The sequence below is a fragment of the Campylobacter concisus genome (assembly GCF_902460415.1).
Lineage (GTDB): Bacteria > Campylobacterota > Campylobacteria > Campylobacterales > Campylobacteraceae > Campylobacter_A > Campylobacter_A concisus_Y.
The window spans coordinates 314,839-331,052 of sequence record NZ_CABPTY010000001.1 but is presented as its reverse complement, the minus strand read 5'-3'; the positions used below and the strand labels follow the sequence as shown (position 1 = coordinate 331,052).

Here is a 16,214-nt window from a genome sequence, read left to right as displayed (position 1 = left end):
CATCAAATTTGACACGGTTTGGCTGCGTTAAATTTGACTCACACTTCTTTAGCTTTATTAAATTTTACGCGGTAGTTCGTCAAATTTGAATGCAGGCAAATTTAAAATAAAAATGGATAAATTTTAGCAGAAAAAAGGGCGGTCTCCCGCCCTAAATTTACGCTCTAACAGGCGATAAATACGGATTTGCCGAGTGCATCGACATCTCGTTTTGCTCTCTAAATTTGATAAATTCCTCTTCGCTTAGACGCCTGATGTTTGCTATCGTCATCTTTAGCGGCGTGATGCCTGAGAGCGGATCGGGATCGCCGGCGTTGGCTAGCTCGTTACCGTCGGCCTCGCTATAGTGGAAGGTCGTAAATATCGTGCCTTCTTTTAGATCCGGATTTACGCGTAGTTTGGCCGCGATCTGGCCGCGTTTGTTTTGTACGAGCGCGTAGCAGCCCTCCTCTAGCTCCCTCTCGCGAGCGATATCGGGACTCACCTCTATGAGCGCGCCCTCGATGCCAGCACCGTATTCAAGAGCCGGACACTCTCTAGTCATAGTACCCGTGTGGTAGTGATAGACCTTGCGTCCGGTCGTAAATAGGCACGGATATACTTCGTCTGGTACTTCGCTAAGCGCACCGCTACCGACCGGATAGCTGTCCGGGATATTCATCTTGGCTCTAAATTCGGCTTCTGCTTTTGCGCGTTCGTTTTTATCGTCTAAGTAAAGCACCGGCGCAAAGCGGAATTTGCCGCCCGGTAGCATGGACTTGTGATCGGAGTAAAGTACCGGCGTGCCAGGGTGTTCCTCGTCTGGGCACGGCCAGCTGATACCGCCTAGTTTGCCTAGTCTATAATAGCTTATGCCGCCGAAAAATTTAGGCATGAGCTCCCTTAGCTCGTTCCAAATTTGCTCAGGGCTCGCAAAGTCAAATCCCTCTAGTCCCATGCGGTTTGCGATGTTGCAAACGACTTTCCAGTCAGGCTCCACGCCGCTAACGGGCTCGCTAGCCTTTCGCGTGCGTTGGACGCGGCGAGAGGTGTTGATAAAGGTTCCGTCCTTTTCGCCCCAGCCAGCGGCAGGTAATACGACGTCTGCCTTGTGCGCGCTTTCTGTGAAAAACAAATCCTGCACTATAAAGCAGTCTAGATGATGCACGGCGTGGGCGAAGTGCTCGGTCCAAGGGTCGCTCATTACGGGGTTTTCGCCGTAGACGTAGAGGACTTTTAGCTCGCCGCTATCCATTTTATCGGGCGCTTGAGTTAGCTTAAAGCCAGGAACCGGATTTAGCTCAAAGTGCCATACTTTGCGCGCTTGCTCCTGCGCATAAGGGCTGTTTACCGCGCCGGCCGGGATGACGTTAGGCAGCGCGCCCATATCGCATGCGCCTTGGACGTTGTTTTGACCGCGCAGAGGGTTTACGCCTGCGCCCTTTTTGCCTAAATTTCCGGTTAAAACGGCTAAATTTGATAGCGAAAAGACGTTTGACGTACCGTCGCTAAACTGCGTGATACCCATCGTGTAGCAAATCGCCGCCGCGCCTGCTTTAGCATACATTCTAGCTGCCTCTATGATGAGCTCTTTTTTTATGCCGGTTTCGCGCTCGAAACGCTCAGGCGTAAAGTCCTTAACCGCTTCTTTTAGATATTCAAATCCCTCGGAGTACTTCTCGATAAATTCGCTATCTTGCAAATTTTCGGCGATTATGACGTGCATCATCGTATTTAGCGTTTTGATATTCGCTCCGATCGGGATTTGTAAGAAAATATCGGCTTTTTTAGCCATATCGGTGCGCTTTGGATCTACGACGATCATCTTCGCGCCTCGCTGAAGGCCGCGCTGCATCTGCATAGCGATGATCGGGTGACACTCGCTAGTGTTGGTACCGATGAGTAAAAATACGTCCGTATCGGTCGCAAATTCGACCAAATCGTTCGTCATTGTTCCGTTTCCTAGCGTGCTGGCAAGACCTGCCACTGTAGGAGCGTGTCAAAGACGAGCGCAGTGATCGACGTTGTTGCTGCCCTGAGCGCGGAAAAATTTCTGGAAAACGTAGTTGTCTTCGTTATTTGAGCGCGCAGAGCTAAAGCCCATGATTGAGCTTGGGCCGTATTTTTCGACGGTAGATTTAAATTTATCCGCAAGGAAATCATAAACCTCCTCAAAACTCACTTCTTCAAGCTCGCCGTGCTTGTCGTAGACGCCGTTTAGCTTTCTCATCATCGGTCGGCTTAATCGTTTAGGAGAGTTTACGAACTCCCATCCGAACATTCCTTTTAAGCAAAGCTCGCCGTCGTTTACGTGGTGGTCTTTGCTGGGTTTGGCGTCTACGATTCTACCGTTTCGCACGATAAGATCGATGCCGCAGCCCGTACCGCAATATGGACAGGTGGTCTTTACGATCTCTTCCATTTTTGATCCTTTCTGGTATTACTGAAAATTATGAGATTATTATACAACTGCAAATGTAAATTTAGTTTTAAAATTAGTATATTTTTTTAAGAATTATTTAAGTAATATGCAAATTTAGCATATTACTCTTTTGGCTAAATTTGTCTTTAAAATCGTATTTTGAAAGCAAAATCACATATTGGTCATTTTGATAAAATTTGTCCTACCGGTACTACTCTATAATAATCTATTAAAGATTTCTCGCTGCCGATAACTTGCTTATATCTCCATCCTATCCCTACTATACATCTTGCCTTTTATCTCATTTTTTATCTCTGTAGGCTCATCATCCAGTAGCTTACTAAAATTCGGTATTAAATTGCTTATTTTTGAGATAAAATTAATAACCTTCGTTTTAAAGCTTTCTAATATAGTTAACTTATCCTGTAAATTTTCTATCCTTTCGTCTTTAACTTTTACTTCTTCTTCTAGCTCAGATATTCTTTGAACTTTGCCATTTATAGAAGTTTGTAGTTTAACGATTTGTAGTAGCTTGCTTTCATTGTCTTCCTTTAAGGCATTCTCGTTACTTAACGACGCCTCCAGCTCTTCGTTTCTTTGTTTCAAAGACTGATTTGTTTTTTCTTTGCTTTCTAGATCTGTATTAGCTTCTTCGAGCTTGCTTTGTAGGGCATCGCTTTGGTCGGCTTTTTGTTTTAGTTTATCTATTTGCGCTATATCAGCTTCAATATTTTCTAATCGGCTTTTTAATTTATTGTTTTCATCTTCTTTTTGGATTAGCTCGGCCGAGAGGTTGCTTATTTGCAAATTCCTATCTTTTATAATATTGTCTTGATTGTTTAGGTTCGCGTTAATCTCTTTTAGATTTTTATTTTCTTGGATTAGATTTTCATTGGATTGATCCAGCTCGTTATTTTTTGCAATTATCTCACCCTTGTTTATTAGTTGATTCGTTAGCTCGTAAACCCTTTGTTTTAGTTCTACGTCGGTAACTATACTTATATTATTTTGCATTTGATCTAATACTAAATTCGTAAGACTCGTTATAAAAGTCTTATCGTCCTCGATTTCCAATCTCAAATAGTCTTTGCCGAACATAGACTCTTTCTTTTTTATATACTTTCTTGCTTCATCGACTATGGATTGTCTAATTTTATTTTTAAACTTTTGCTCATTACTATACTCTTTTTCGGTTTTGTGCATTTGTTTTATATTTATATGCCTCATCTTAGAGCCTAGCTCGCCGCGCAATGCTATGCCCTTAAACGCCGCCCCTCCCATTTCTTGCATACTTCTGCCGAATTTTAGCGTTTCGCCCTTGCCGTTAAACCTAAGATTTTTATGGTTTTCAAATTGGTAATTCGTAAAAATAAGCTGATAATGCTTAGTTTTCTCATCGTTGTGCTCAGCGATTAGCAGGCATTTAACGCCGTATTTAGCGCAATAATCGTTTGCAAATCTTCTAACTCTGTCGAGCGAGACCTGAGCGTTGATAAAATTTACTTCGGTTTTATTTAGCCCTTCTTTGGATTCTTTATTCCGATCGGTGCCGAAACTTATGACTATTTCGGAAAACCCGACCATATTTTCTCGCCAACGATTCTTTACCACCTTGCCGTTTTTATAGATTTTAGTTTGGGCTTCGTAGTCGGCCTTCATTTTTTCGTGGTATTTTTTCAAGAGTGCTTTTATATACTTTCTATCGCTAAATTCCCTATCGCTATTAGGCATCTCTCGCATATTGCCGTTATCGTTATATTCGCTAAGCACTATGTATCTATTATTACGGCTGTTGCCTCTAAGATATCCGATCTTAGAGGCGTGCTTAACCTCTCTAACATTGTGCTCATACCTTATAATAGCCTTTTTGAGCGTCAAGAATTCGCTTCTTACACAAAGAACTAGGCTGTGTCCGCCTATTTGAAGAGCATCACTCATTTTTAGTCCTTTTCTTTATTATCTACTATAGAAATTAAGAGCATGTTTTAACCCTTTTTTGAAAAATATAAGTCGCAATGTCCGTTATCGCAAACGCTATGCGAGAATTCTTTGCATCTCCCATCTTTATATAACGCGGAATATCTCTGCCCTGCGATATACGAAGATCAAGAGTAGATACGCCGATGCCAAGAACCCCTGCGGTTTGCTTTCTGTCTAGAACTACCTTTCCTTTATATTGGCTAGATATGTGCTCAAGAAGCGTTTTGTACTCTACATCGTTATATAGTTCGTTAAGCATCCCATTTTCTCCTTATGCTTATTCTTATATAACTAATTATATGTACTTTTCATTTACTCTTGCTATTTTGAGTAGTTTTTGGATAGTTTTTGAAAAATTTTTAATACCCTATGATTCCTTAGGGTATTTTAGAGTAATTTAGGATAAAAAATGTTTTCTTGTTTTTAAAAACAAAAATAAAGCATCTTAGATTGACTTAGAAAACATGGCGAGAAATTGGAATATTAAAAAATTTCGGGAACAAATAGGGAACAAATTTTATAAAACTAAGAAAACTTAAAGCTCTTGAAACATTGTAAAAATCGGGGTTTTAAAAGGATTTTTGAATATAAATGGCTCCGGATGCTGGGTTCGAACCAGCGACCAAGTGATTAACAGTCACCTACTCTACCGCTGAGCTAATCCGGAACACTTGAAAAGAGCTCGTATTATAGACGAAAAGATATGTTTTGTCAATAAATTTTAGCTTAATTTATAAAAAATCGTATAGAGCCCAATAAATTTTTATAAAAGGCTAAAACTAGCCTTTTATAAATCCACTTGCAATAACCTTATCGCCATCATACATAACACAAAGCTGGCCTTGTGCCACACCAAGTGCATTTTGATTTAGCGTTAGTTTCGCTATTTTATTCTCTTTATCAACCTCAACAAAAGCATCAAGTTTAGGGCTTCTATATCTTATCTTGGTTTCGCAATCAAATTTATCTTTATCTATAAACAAATTTACGTTTTCAAGCTCGACTACCTTTTGAGCCAAGTCATCTTTTGTTCCTACAACGATCTCGTTTTTATCAGCATTTATCTTTATAACAAAGTGTGGCTCATGGGCGCCAAAAACTTCAAAACCACGGCGCTTACCGATAGTATAGTGCATATAGCCTTGGTGGCGGCCGATTATTTTGCCGTCTTTATCAACTACGTTTCCTGGTAAATTTGTATTGTAATGCTTATTTAAAACCTCGATATAGGTATCTTCCACAAAGCAAATTTCACTACTTTCTGCCTGCGTAGCAAATTCTTCAAGCACTTTTACACTTCTTGCAAGCTCTTTTATATCTTTTTTAAATTTATCCCCAAGCGGAAAAATAACATCTTTTAATATCTCTTTTGGTACTTGGGCTAAAAAGTAGCTTTGATCCTTGCTAGGATCTTTTGCGCATGTGATAAATCCATCAATAACTTGCACATAATGCCCAGTAGCAAGCTTCTCACAGCCATTTGCCTTTGCAAAATCAAGCAGTGCACCAAGCTTTATAAATTTATTGCACAAAGCACAAGGATTTGGCGTCTTGCCCTCTTTATAGAGCTTCACAAAAGGATCATAGACAAACTCGTTAAATTTATCCTGCAGATCCAAAATATGCACCTTTATGCCAAGATACTCGCCTACTTTTTTTACTTTTCTGATATTTTCTTCGTGATATCCTGGCTTTTGATGTAGCATCATATAGCAACCTTGCACTTCATGACCAGCTTCTTGCAGAAATTTAGCCGTCATAGTGCTATCTACACCACCGCTCATTGCGACCATTATTTTCATATTTTTTACCTCTTTGAAATTTAAAAGGGGATATTTTATATCTTATTTTTAAATAGCCAAAATTTCATTCACAATAAGCTCTAAATCATCGGTGATCTTGTATAAATTTATATCTTCTTTTTTTATTGTTTTTTGGCTAACTAGCGTATTTTTTATAAACTCATCAAGCCCTTGCCAAAACTCACTCCCAAAAAGAAAAATTTTTACTTTTTTACTACCAACTTGAGCAAGTACTAAAATTTCAAAAAGTTCATCAAGAGTGCCAAAGCCACCTGGAAAGACGACAAATGCGACTGAACGATCGGTAAGTGCAAATTTTCTTGGGCTTAAATTTGAAAAGAGATATTTTGCTGTGACGTAAGGGTTTGTATTTTGTTCAAACGGAAGCCTCACATTTAGGGCTATACTTGGCGATTTTGCACTGTCAAACGCGCCCTTGTTTGCGGCTCTCATTATGCCATCCCCGCCACCAGTTAAGATGGCATATCCTAGCTCGTTTAGTTTGTAAGCTAGTTCATAAGCCTTTTTGCAGTAGAAATTTTCTTCATCAAATCTAGCCGAGCCAAAGAAGGTAACATTTTCATTTTTATATTTTAAGACGTTTGGAAAATTTAAAAGATCACTAACTAATTCATTATTCATTATTTTAACTGTTGAAGCCTCTCGCGTTTTGAGCCTATCTGAGTGATCTGGATGCCAAAGTTTCCGTCTATTATTACCACTTCGCCAAGGGCTATTACCTTATCGCCGATCAAAATTTCAAGCGGATCATTTGCTAATTGATTTAACTCGATAACTGAGCCAATATCCATGGTAAGTACATCTTTTAAAAGCATTCTTTTTGAGCCGATACGAACACGAATAGGCAACCTAACGTCCATTATAAGACCGATATTTCTCATCTCTTCAGCGCTAAAATCGCCCTTAGCTATGTGAGGAGTGCTTGCTGGTGCAGCTGGTGCTTCAGTCTTCGTTGGCTCAAAAAATTTCATTAGCGAATGATCGCAAGCAAAACCGATATGCTCGCTTAGATCTTCGATTTTTACATTAAATAAAAATAGCTTTTCATAAACACTAAAATCAAGCGAAGAATTTTCATCTAAAAAATTTACATTTATTACTTCAAAATTTATCTTTGGCATGCCCTTTTGAGCGCCCAAAGATGTACTAAAAGCACTAAAAAGGTTTGAAAATATCTCTTTTGCGGCGTCAAGCTCATCACTGCCTAAATTTTCATTCTTTGAAATTTCCTCTTCGCCCATCATCCATTCGCTAATGGCACTTATTAAAACTGGAGTGCATACTATCTCTGTTTTAGCATTGATGTCGCCACTTAAAGAGATATTAGCCATCACTAACGGCGGTTTTATGCCATTTTGCGTTGGTGCATCAAATTCATTTCTTTCACCAACCTCTGGAGCTCTGCCCGTAAGTCCTTCGATAGTAGCTTTTAATTCATTAGAAAATATATTAAAAAAATCATTCATCATCTTCGTCGTCCTCTTCTTCTTCCATTTTGCGCTCATTAGCTTCATACGCCATTAGCTTTGCTTTTCGCTCCTCTTCGTATTTTTCTAAGATATTTTTGATCTCATCTTTATCAGAGCGTATTAACTGCTCAATCCTTATAGATTTTCTAAATCTATGAAGCCCAACTTCAGCTAAGAAAACTTCTTTTTTATCGATACAAACGATCGCCTTATCATCAGCTCCTCTATCAAGCCTTAAAATATCGCCTTCTTTTAAATTTAAAAACTCATTTACGCTAATGATCGACTTGCCAAGTATGGCTTCATATAAAATTTCTGCTCGTCCGATAAGTGTTTTTAGCTCTTTGTTTCTGCTCTTTTTTGCACTCGTTTCACCAAGCATAATGTCCCTGTTTGCAAGACGTGAGAGTATCGGTTCAAGATAGATGACTGGATAGCATAAATTTATCATGCCGCTTGAGCCGCCAACTATGATCTCCATAACGACCATGATGACGATCTCGTTTTGAGAGACGATCTGTACGACATTTGGACTGCTCTCTTTGGCTTCCACATTTGGGTACATATCAGTTATCATCGACCAGCTCTCTTTTAGGCGCTGCATGATCATTCTAAGCACCGCATCAAGCAAATTTACTTCAATGTCGGTTAGTTCTCTATTTGCTTCAAAATTTTCACCAGTTCCGCCAAGCAAACGATCTATCATCGGAAAAGCGATGCTTGGATTTATCTCCAAAACGCAGTTTCCATCAAGTGGCTTTATAGAAAAGACGTTAAAGCTCGTTGGACTTGGCAAGCTCATTAAAAATTCGCCATAAGTCATTTGATCAACACTGTGAAGTCTTATCTCGACAATACTTCTCATAACACTAGAAATTTGACTAGCCAAATTTCTAGCAAGCTTATCATGGATGCCTTTTATCGCACGGAGTTGCTCTTTACTAACGCGGTTTGGACGCTTAAAATCATAAATAATAATCTGCTTTTGTTCGCCTTGCGATCTCTCTTCAACCTCGATATTACTCGTATCGCCGTCTTCGTCAACAACTTCAAGTAGCGCGTCTATCTCTTCTTGACTTAAAATATCAGCCATTAAACCCCCAAGCTACGCCTAATACGATCAAGCAAACGTTTATGAATTTGTGAAATTCTACTCTCGCTAATATTCATGATCTGGCTTATCTCTTTTAAATTTAGCTCTTCATAATAATAAAGCTGAACCAACATCTGATCTCTTTCGTCAAAATCTTTTAAAGCTTCTTCTATTTTTAAAATGAGATCCTCTCTCTCAATGCTTTTCTCGACATCATTTTGACCAATTAGCTCCATTTGCTCGTCTATTGGCAAAATAGTGATAATACCGCTAACGCCTCTTGCCTCTCTTATCTTCTCAATATCTTCATTAAGCTTTTCGGCCAAATACTCATCGCTTGGCTCTTCTTCAAATTCATTAAAGTAGTTATCTATCTCGCTATTTATGCTCTTTACTAGCTTTCTATCGCTTCTGCTAACAACATCAAGCGTCCTTAGATAATCAAGCATAGAGCCATAAATTCTCTTTTTGCCATAACCCCAAAAAGAGTCATTTTGCTCCTTGTCATACTTCCTGCTAAGTTTTATCATCTCTTCAACACCAATGCTTATTAGGTCATTTGTATCTATGCTTGATGGCAGCCTCTCTTTAAGTCTAAACGCCATTGCGCGCAGTGCTGGCATATATTTTAAGACGATCTCGTCTTGTTCTTTTTTTATCGTGTTTTTATAAGCGTTAAGCTGCTTTTGCTTTAACTCGTGCATTTCGTTTACCAGAATCAAAATTTTCAGCAGTCATTTTTACCATAATATTTTCCATACGCTTTTCTCTAGTATTTAGCTCAGAGATGAGATAGTCTGCGATCTCTTCGTGTTTTTGTTTGTCAAAAATTTTAGTTAAAGCCCTTTTCACATCGATGTAGTTCATGATAACAATATGAATTATAAGATAAAAAAATAAAGTAATAACTAGTGTATAAACAAGCATTTCGATAGGCTCACTCACCTTTAGCAAGGTAAAAACTATACCTACAAAAAAACCACAAACCGTAAAAAATGCTATAAAATTTTCTGCACGCAAAGCTCAATCTCCATCAAAATTGTTCTATCAAACGCTTAAAGAAGCCCCCAAAGCTCCTACTTTGCTCATCGTTAAGCACTTTTCGTTCCAACCTATAAAGTAAATTCGAAGCTATCTGTTTTATCTGAGCGCTAGGCTCAGCATAAGCAGCGTCGTCTGTAAAAAGCGTTCGTTGTTTTATACTTCTTGAAACATTCTTATCAGAAGCCACAAATCCTATAAGCTCTAAATTTAAGCTAGGCCCGATATTTGCATTAGCAACGCGTTTGATATTTTCATAAATTCTAGTCGCTTCTGCCTCATTTTTTACCATATTTAAAAGCAAAAGCTCACTATTTTTAAACCTTGAAACGATCTTTATGACAGCGTATGCATCGGTTATCGCTGCAGGATCAGGCACAGTCACCACCACGACCTCATCAGCTGCCTCTAAAAATAGCTGCGTGCTACCGCCTATGCCAGCTCCAGTATCGATGATCAAAAAATCAAGCTCATCAAGCTCGCTCGCCTCGTCTAAAAACCTCTCAAATAAAAATTGATTGTTAAATTTTAAAATTTCATCACCGCTTTCACCAGGAATGAGGATCAAATTTTTATTTATAGGTATCAAGATATCTTTTAGGCTGCACTCGCCTTTTAGCACGTGAAGTAAATTTTTACCCATTTTTACATTTAGGATGACATCAAGGTTTGCAAGGCCGATATCGGCATCAAAAAGCCCTACTTTATAGCCATTTTTTGATAAAACATTTGCTAAATTTGCGCTTATCGTACTCTTGCCAACACCGCCTTTGCCGCTAGTTATCGCAATAAAATGTGTATTTTTGCTCTTGCTTTGAGATTGGACTAAATTTTGTAATTTTTGCGCTTGATTATTCATCGCTAGCCTTTTGCTTTGTAAAGCCGTCAAACACGCACTCTACTAAAAATTCGCTCTTTGCCTCCACAAGATCATCAGGTACCTCTTGGCCTACGCTAAAGTAGCTAACCGGCGTATTTGTCTCATATATCAGCGAAAAGACGTTGCCAAAAATTTTTGTCTCATCAAATTTTGTGATTATCAGCGTGTCAATATCCAAAAATGAAAATCCATTATAAATTTCTATTAGATCTTCAACCTTTGAGCCAGCCGAAAGGACCAAATTTACATCTATCTTTGCACCGCTATGCTTTAAAAATTTATCAAGCCTTTCAAGTTTTTCTTTGTCATACTGCGAATTTCCAGTCGTATCAATAAGTATCACATCACAATAATTAAGCTGCTTTATAGCATTTTGAAAGTCATCTATTTCGATAACATCGAGAATAGGCAGCTTCATCATTTTAGCGTATTGAAATAACTGCTCAACCGCTCCGATACGGTACGTATCAAGCGTGATGATACCTGTTTTATAGCGCTTTTCGTTGCCGTAAGCAAAACGAGCCGCTAGCTTTGCAAGAGTCGTCGTCTTACCAACTCCAGTTGGACCAACTAGCATCATTATACGTTGTTTTTTATCGCTTGGCTCTTTTCTGCATGGCAGCATATTTCGCAAAAGCGAGTAGAAATACCTTTTTACCGCAGTTGGATTGCTTTTCATTGAGACTGGTAAATTTTCAAGCGTCGTTTGCATTATCGCCTCTAGATGCTCCTCTTTCATACCGCTTTGTTTTGCGAGCTTATAGATGCTGGCAAACTCAGGTGGGATCGAAAGATTATTGCGATTTGGGGCTTTTTCGTCCCAGATCATGTCAGTTATCAGCCCTATTTTTTCGCTTAGCACGCTTACTTGCTTTGCCATATCGTCTATTTTTTTATTCATACCATTTGGTATGCTTGACTCTTTATCTTTGACGTCATCGATATTTACATTTGCGATCGTGCTTATCTCTTTTGCAGCAGCTGAGATATTTAAAAGCACGCTCTCGCTTGGATCGTAAGGCTCGGGCGATGCTGTTTTTACCTCAAATTTAGCAGGCTCCTCTTTTATCTCAAATTTTGGTTTTGGAGGCTCATAGTTTTTGCTAAATTTAGAGTAGGCATTCTCGTATTTTATGGCTTTTGCATTTGGCTTTGGTGACTGCTTTACGTCGTCCTCTTCGACACTTACTAAAATTTCATAAAGTGGCTTTTTATTTATCGTTTTGGCTTGAATTTGTTTTGTAGTAACTAGTATGGCCTTTTCGCCGCACGCTTCTTGAGCCTTTTTCAAAGCCTCGATGGTGCTCTCGCCTGTAAAAGTGTGAAATTTTGTAGCCATTTATATCCTTTTAACCTCTCATAAGCCCTAGTGGCACGATCACGCTAAGCCTCTTATCGGCTCCTGGGTGCGGAACGATAAGGCACGGCGTCTTATAGACTTTTTTACTAAAATACAAAATATCCAGATCAAGCGTGCGTGGTGCGTTTTTAAATGTCCTCACGCGCTTAAATTTACTCTCATAATGCCTTAAAATTTTTAGTAAATTTCTAGGCCCCAGAGATGTTTGTAAATTTATAACAGCGTTACTAAAATCAGCCTGTGCCTCGTAGCCAAACGCCGCATTTATAAGGATCGGCGAGACTTCCACCACGTGAAATCTGCTATCACCTGTAATCGCTCTTATAAATCTATCAAACCTCTTTGCGCTGTCACCGATGTTGCCACCCATACCAACTAGCGCCTCATACTTAAACTCATCTCTTTTATGAAAAAAGCTAGGGCAAAAACGGCTTTTTACGATCTTTCTTGCTCCAGCTAGCTTCATAAAATCTCGCACCCGCCTTCTCTTGCGACCACCACGTCCTCGATACGCACGCCAAATTCATTTTCTAGATAAATTCCAGGCTCTATACTAAAGACCATACCCTCTTTTATGAGCGTTTCACTCCTTGCTGAGACGACTGGAAGCTCGTGTATATCTACACCCACTCCGTGTCCTGTCGAGTGAAAAAAAGCCTTTTCATATCCAGCCCTTGCTATCACATCTCTTGCTGCAAGGTCTATCTCGCACGCCTTAACGCCAGCTCTAGCGACCTTTATCGCAGCAGCCTGAGCCTCTTTTACGATATCGTAAATTTCTTGCATCTTGGCGTTTTTAAATTTTTGCTCCTTTGAGAAGTTAAAATTTTCATCAAAGCAAGCAGTTCTCGTGCGATCAGAGCAGTAGCGGTTAAATTTAACCCCAGCATCAAGTAGCAACAAATCGCCCTTTTTTAAAATTTTATCCCCAGGCAGCGCATGCGCCTTTGCGGCATTTTCGTTTATCGCCACGATCGGATCAAAGCTAAGACCTAGCTCGTTTTTTTGCCTAAATATGAGCGAAGCATTAAAATGAAGCTCGTTTTCGCTCATTCCTTCGCCATTTTCACGGACAAATTTGGCAAATTCATCAAAGCATTTTGCTCCAAATTCGCTAGCTTTTTTTAAAATTTTTATCTCATCCTCACTTTTGCAAATTCTCTTTAGTCTAGAGAAATTTGCCTTTGGCTTGAAATTTATCTTAAAACCCTTGCTAAGTGCATTAAACTCGCTTAAGCTTAACTCGTCAGGGTTAAAAACGAGGCTGCTTGGCTTCATTTTCCTTAAAAATACCCTGACCTCGCTTATTAAATTTCTCTGCGCTAAAAGAACGACCACGCCAGCATTTACGCAGCTTTTTGCCTCGAAGTAATACCTCGCGTCCGTAAAAAAGTACTTCACGCCATCAAGGCATAGCAAAAATTCATTGTCGCAGCTGTAGCCACACTCATAATATACGGCGTTTTCGTCCTTTAAGATGAAATTCATTGTGCTTTTTGATTTGCTCTTACTGCTTTTATCTGCTCAAAAATTTGAAGCATTCCTATCATTGCTAAATGATAGCCAACTGGTCCAAAGCCCACGATCTGGCCTGCTGCAACTGGCGCTATAAGGCTTTTGTGGCGGAATTCTTCTCTTCTATAAACATTGCTGATATGCACCTCGATAACTGGCAGCGCAACCGCACTTAGCGCATCACGGATAGCTATTGATGTGTGAGTGTAAGCAGCTGGGTTTATGATGATGCCGTCAGCATCGCCCAAGCACTCTTGTATCTTATCAACTAGCTCACCCTCAAGGTTGCTTTGAAAAAACTCAATCTCGACGTCGTTTTGATCGGCGACAATCTTCATTTGAGAGTGGATGTCCTCCATCTTCATAACGCCGTAAATTCCTGGCTCTCTAGCGCCAAGCATGTTGATATTTGGGCCTTGGATAACCATTATTTTTAGCTTCTTATCCATGTCACTCCTTTTTGATTAAATAGCCTAAATTATACATTTTCGTTCCTAAATTTTCGCTACAATAACAAAAATTTAAGGCCAAAAATGGAAATTCTAAAAGCAAAAAAGATCATCACTGGCGGAGAAAATCCAAAAATTTTAAGAAATTCTTGTGTTGTCATCGATGACGATAAAATTTTAGAAATTTTAAGCGAAAAAACAGCGATTAAGAAATTTAAAGAGGCAAAAATTTGTGACTTTAGTGATAGCGTGATCGCCCCGGCCTTCGTAAATACTCACGTTCATTTAGAGTTTAGCTCAAACGTCAGCACCCTAAAATACGGCGACTTTATAAAATGGCTTGGCTCTATCATCGACAAAGGGAGCGAACTAGCCAAAATGGACGCCAAAAAAGCGATGAACGGGGCTATAAATTCACTGCTTAAAAGTGGAGTTTGCACTATTGGCGAGATCTCTAGCTTTGGCTCGGATCTTGAAATTTTAGCCAGCAGCCCATTAAAAGTCGTGCTTTTTAGTGAAATTTTAGGCTCAAGCGAGAAGATGTGCGAACAAAATTTGCAAAATTTCTTAGCCAAATTTGAAAAGACAAAGGGCTATAAAAACAAAAATTTCACCCCAGCCATCTCGCTGCACTCGCCCTACTCTGTGCACCCCAAGCTTGCCAAAGCTGCCCTTGAAATGGCTAAAAAAGATGAGCTACTTGTAAGCACACACTTTTTAGAGAGCAAGGCTGAAAAGCAGTGGCTAGAACGTGGCAGTGGTGGCTTTAAAAAACATCTTTTAAGATTTAGCCCAGATCCAAGGCCGATGTATGACGCTAAGAGCTATTTTGAGATGTTTCGTGAGATAAATACGCTATTTACGCACTGCGTTTATGTGAGTGATTTTGCTAAATTTAAGCCTCATCATAGCGTTACACACTGCGCCGTTTCAAACAGGCTACTTGGCAAAAAGGCGCTAAATTTAAAAGAAATTTTCAAAAACAATGTGAGCTTAAATATCGGCACAGACGGTCTTAGCTCAAATATCAGCCTAAATTTCTGGCATGAACTAAGAGCCGCCCTATTTACCCACGCTAGCCTTGATCTAAACGAGCTTGCCACCAGACTTTTTGTCGCTGCAACGCATGAAGGCGCAAAGGCACTTAGGACGAATAACGGCGAGATAAGAGCTGGACGTGCGGCCGATCTGGCCATCTATAACGACCTAGAGTGCGATGACAGTGAGCTAATATTACAGCTCATACTTCACACAAACGAGGCTAAAAAACTATATATCGGAGGCAAAATTTGCAAATTTTAAGGCTTATTTTTAGAGGAATTTTGGGAATTTTTAAATTTATCAACAACTACTTTAAGGCGCTCATATTTTTACTGATCCTATTTTTCGTATTTGCGCCAAGTGGCAAGATAAAAGAGCCAAATTTAGCCCGAATAGACATCGTCGGCACAATACTTGACACAAGCGAGATCTTAGAGTCGCTAGAAAAAGCAAGGCTTGATAACAACATCAAAGGCGTGCTGCTCTACATCGACAGCCCAGGCGGCTCACTAAGTCCCAGTGTGGAGCTTGCTATGGCGGTCAAGAGGCTAAAAGAGAGCAAAAAAGTGCTCGCTTACGCAGCTGGTAACATGGCAAGTGGCAGCTACTACGCTGGCGTAAATGCCGATACTATCGTCGCAAATCCAGGTGCTTTCATAGGATCAATCGGCGTCATCATGCAAGGGGCAAACATCGAAAATTTAGCCAAAAATTTAGGCGTGAGCGAGCAGGTAGTGAAGGCTGGCGAGCTTAAAGAAGCTGGCACCTTTATGAGGAGCTGGAGCAAGCAGGAGCGTGAGAGCCTACAAGGGCTCGTAAATGATGCCTACATGCTCTTTGTGAGCGACGTAGCGGAGGCTAGAAATTTAGACATCAAGAAAAAAGATGAGTGGGCAAACGCAAGGGTATTTTTAGCTCACAATGCCCTTAAAATGGGCCTAATTGATAGCATGGGTAGCTACTTTGATGCTCAAGATACTCTAGCACACCTAAGCATGGTCGGTGAGCCAATCTGGCAAGAAAAACCAGCTATTGAAAAAATAATGGATAAATTTACAAAGCAAGGTATAAACTCGCTTTTTAATGCATTTTTTGAGACAAAGCTCAAATAATCAAAGCAATACATGGCTAATCAAAGCAAAAAGATCAAGGCGGGGATAAA

The 16,214-nt window shown here is 39.8% G+C and carries 16 protein-coding genes and 1 tRNA gene; 2 read left to right on the top strand and 15 right to left on the bottom strand.

Annotation, left to right across the window (positions count from 1 at the left end):
• Positions 1 to 157: 157 nt before the first annotated feature.
• From FZ940_RS09790 to aroQ, 15 genes are all read right to left on the bottom strand, one after another.
• Positions 158 to 2,401, bottom strand: coding sequence for a molybdopterin oxidoreductase family protein (locus FZ940_RS09790; RefSeq protein WP_345943222.1), 2,244 nt, complete (start codon positions 2,399 to 2,401; stop codon positions 158 to 160).
• Positions 2,402 to 2,659: 258 nt separating this feature from the next.
• Positions 2,660 to 4,339 carry a hypothetical protein gene (locus tag FZ940_RS01615; protein WP_148821255.1) on the bottom strand — a complete coding sequence of 560 codons (1,680 nt, stop codon included), beginning with the start codon at positions 4,337 to 4,339 and terminating at the stop codon, positions 2,660 to 2,662.
• 34 nt (positions 4,340 to 4,373) lie between these two features.
• On the bottom strand, positions 4,374 to 4,640 hold the full coding sequence (locus tag FZ940_RS01610) for a helix-turn-helix transcriptional regulator (RefSeq protein ID WP_084040956.1): 267 nt from the start codon (positions 4,638 to 4,640) through the stop codon (positions 4,374 to 4,376).
• A gap of 333 nt (positions 4,641 to 4,973) precedes the next feature.
• A tRNA-Asn gene (locus tag FZ940_RS01605) sits at positions 4,974 to 5,048 on the bottom strand.
• Positions 5,049 to 5,160: 112 nt separating this feature from the next.
• Positions 5,161 to 6,183 (bottom strand): tRNA 2-thiouridine(34) synthase MnmA, encoded by a 1,023-nt coding sequence (gene mnmA / locus FZ940_RS01600; RefSeq protein WP_107792671.1) that lies wholly within the window; start codon positions 6,181 to 6,183, stop codon positions 5,161 to 5,163.
• Between the two features lie 48 nt (positions 6,184 to 6,231).
• Positions 6,232 to 6,825 carry an LOG family protein gene (locus FZ940_RS01595; protein WP_148821254.1) on the bottom strand — a complete coding sequence of 198 codons (594 nt, stop codon included), beginning with the start codon at positions 6,823 to 6,825 and terminating at the stop codon, positions 6,232 to 6,234.
• Positions 6,825 to 7,673 (bottom strand): flagellar motor switch protein FliY, encoded by an 849-nt coding sequence (gene fliY, locus FZ940_RS01590; protein WP_148821253.1) that lies wholly within the window; start codon positions 7,671 to 7,673, stop codon positions 6,825 to 6,827. Before fliY ends, FZ940_RS01595 begins: the two co-directional genes overlap by 1 nt.
• Positions 7,663 to 8,766: a flagellar motor switch protein FliM gene (gene fliM / locus FZ940_RS01585; RefSeq protein WP_054196277.1), complete on the bottom strand. Its 1,104-nt coding sequence runs from the start codon at positions 8,764 to 8,766 to the stop codon at positions 7,663 to 7,665. Before fliM ends, fliY begins: the two co-directional genes overlap by 11 nt.
• On the bottom strand, positions 8,766 to 9,470 hold the full coding sequence (locus FZ940_RS01580; protein WP_021090868.1) for an RNA polymerase sigma factor FliA: 705 nt from the start codon (positions 9,468 to 9,470) through the stop codon (positions 8,766 to 8,768). The genes fliM and FZ940_RS01580 overlap by 1 nt, the downstream gene beginning before the upstream one ends.
• Positions 9,442 to 9,786, bottom strand: coding sequence for a hypothetical protein (locus FZ940_RS01575; RefSeq protein ID WP_021090750.1), 345 nt, complete (start codon positions 9,784 to 9,786; stop codon positions 9,442 to 9,444). The genes FZ940_RS01580 and FZ940_RS01575 overlap by 29 nt, the downstream gene beginning before the upstream one ends.
• Before the next feature lie 13 nt (positions 9,787 to 9,799).
• The gene (locus tag FZ940_RS01570) at positions 9,800 to 10,666 is read right to left on the bottom strand and encodes a P-loop NTPase (RefSeq protein WP_021090665.1); all 867 of its coding nucleotides are present in this window, start codon (positions 10,664 to 10,666) and stop codon (positions 9,800 to 9,802) included.
• The gene (flhF, locus tag FZ940_RS01565) at positions 10,659 to 12,026 is read right to left on the bottom strand and encodes a flagellar biosynthesis GTPase FlhF (protein WP_148821252.1); all 1,368 of its coding nucleotides are present in this window, start codon (positions 12,024 to 12,026) and stop codon (positions 10,659 to 10,661) included. The genes FZ940_RS01570 and flhF overlap by 8 nt, the downstream gene beginning before the upstream one ends.
• Before the next feature lie 10 nt (positions 12,027 to 12,036).
• On the bottom strand, positions 12,037 to 12,513 hold the full coding sequence (gene folK / locus FZ940_RS01560; protein ID WP_148821251.1) for a 2-amino-4-hydroxy-6-hydroxymethyldihydropteridine diphosphokinase: 477 nt from the start codon (positions 12,511 to 12,513) through the stop codon (positions 12,037 to 12,039).
• Positions 12,510 to 13,535 (bottom strand): M24 family metallopeptidase, encoded by a 1,026-nt coding sequence (locus FZ940_RS01555; RefSeq protein ID WP_148821250.1) that lies wholly within the window; start codon positions 13,533 to 13,535, stop codon positions 12,510 to 12,512. The genes folK and FZ940_RS01555 overlap by 4 nt, the downstream gene beginning before the upstream one ends.
• Positions 13,532 to 14,011, bottom strand: coding sequence for a type II 3-dehydroquinate dehydratase (gene aroQ, locus FZ940_RS01550; RefSeq protein ID WP_004317604.1), 480 nt, complete (start codon positions 14,009 to 14,011; stop codon positions 13,532 to 13,534). The genes FZ940_RS01555 and aroQ overlap by 4 nt, the downstream gene beginning before the upstream one ends.
• Positions 14,012 to 14,095: 84 nt before the next feature.
• Between aroQ and mqnF the strand changes: the two genes are divergently transcribed.
• Together mqnF and sppA are read left to right on the top strand one after the other, a co-directional pair.
• On the top strand, positions 14,096 to 15,313 hold the full coding sequence (gene mqnF / locus FZ940_RS01545) for an aminofutalosine deaminase family hydrolase (RefSeq protein ID WP_054196271.1): 1,218 nt from the start codon (positions 14,096 to 14,098) through the stop codon (positions 15,311 to 15,313).
• Positions 15,301 to 16,164, top strand: coding sequence for a signal peptide peptidase SppA (gene sppA / locus FZ940_RS01540; protein ID WP_148821249.1), 864 nt, complete (start codon positions 15,301 to 15,303; stop codon positions 16,162 to 16,164). Before mqnF ends, sppA begins: the two co-directional genes overlap by 13 nt.
• The last annotated feature ends 50 nt before the right edge of the window (positions 16,165 to 16,214 follow it).

What these genes read in the sequence shown, in the direction of transcription:
- flhF (WP_148821252.1), bottom strand. Translation starts at nt 12,026, where the DNA reads ATGGCTACAAAATTTCACACTTTTACAGGCGAGAGCACCATCGAGGCT.
- fliM (WP_054196277.1), bottom strand. Translation starts at nt 8,766, where the DNA reads ATGGCTGATATTTTAAGTCAAGAAGAGATAGACGCGCTACTTGAAGTT.
- FZ940_RS01570 (WP_021090665.1), bottom strand. Translation starts at nt 10,666, where the DNA reads ATGAATAATCAAGCGCAAAAATTACAAAATTTAGTCCAATCTCAAAGC.
- FZ940_RS01580 (WP_021090868.1), bottom strand. Translation starts at nt 9,470, where the DNA reads ATGCACGAGTTAAAGCAAAAGCAGCTTAACGCTTATAAAAACACGATA.
- FZ940_RS01615 (WP_148821255.1), bottom strand. Translation starts at nt 4,339, where the DNA reads ATGAGTGATGCTCTTCAAATAGGCGGACACAGCCTAGTTCTTTGTGTA.
- aroQ (WP_004317604.1), bottom strand. Translation starts at nt 14,011, where the DNA reads ATGGATAAGAAGCTAAAAATAATGGTTATCCAAGGCCCAAATATCAAC.
- FZ940_RS01595 (WP_148821254.1), bottom strand. Translation starts at nt 6,825, where the DNA reads ATGAATAATGAATTAGTTAGTGATCTTTTAAATTTTCCAAACGTCTTA.
- folK (WP_148821251.1), bottom strand. Translation starts at nt 12,513, where the DNA reads ATGAAGCTAGCTGGAGCAAGAAAGATCGTAAAAAGCCGTTTTTGCCCT.
- mnmA (WP_107792671.1), bottom strand. Translation starts at nt 6,183, where the DNA reads ATGAAAATAATGGTCGCAATGAGCGGTGGTGTAGATAGCACTATGACG.
- FZ940_RS01610 (WP_084040956.1), bottom strand. Translation starts at nt 4,640, where the DNA reads ATGCTTAACGAACTATATAACGATGTAGAGTACAAAACGCTTCTTGAG.
- fliY (WP_148821253.1), bottom strand. Translation starts at nt 7,673, where the DNA reads ATGATGAATGATTTTTTTAATATATTTTCTAATGAATTAAAAGCTACT.
- FZ940_RS01555 (WP_148821250.1), bottom strand. Translation starts at nt 13,535, where the DNA reads ATGAATTTCATCTTAAAGGACGAAAACGCCGTATATTATGAGTGTGGC.
- mqnF (WP_054196271.1), top strand. Translation starts at nt 14,096, where the DNA reads ATGGAAATTCTAAAAGCAAAAAAGATCATCACTGGCGGAGAAAATCCA.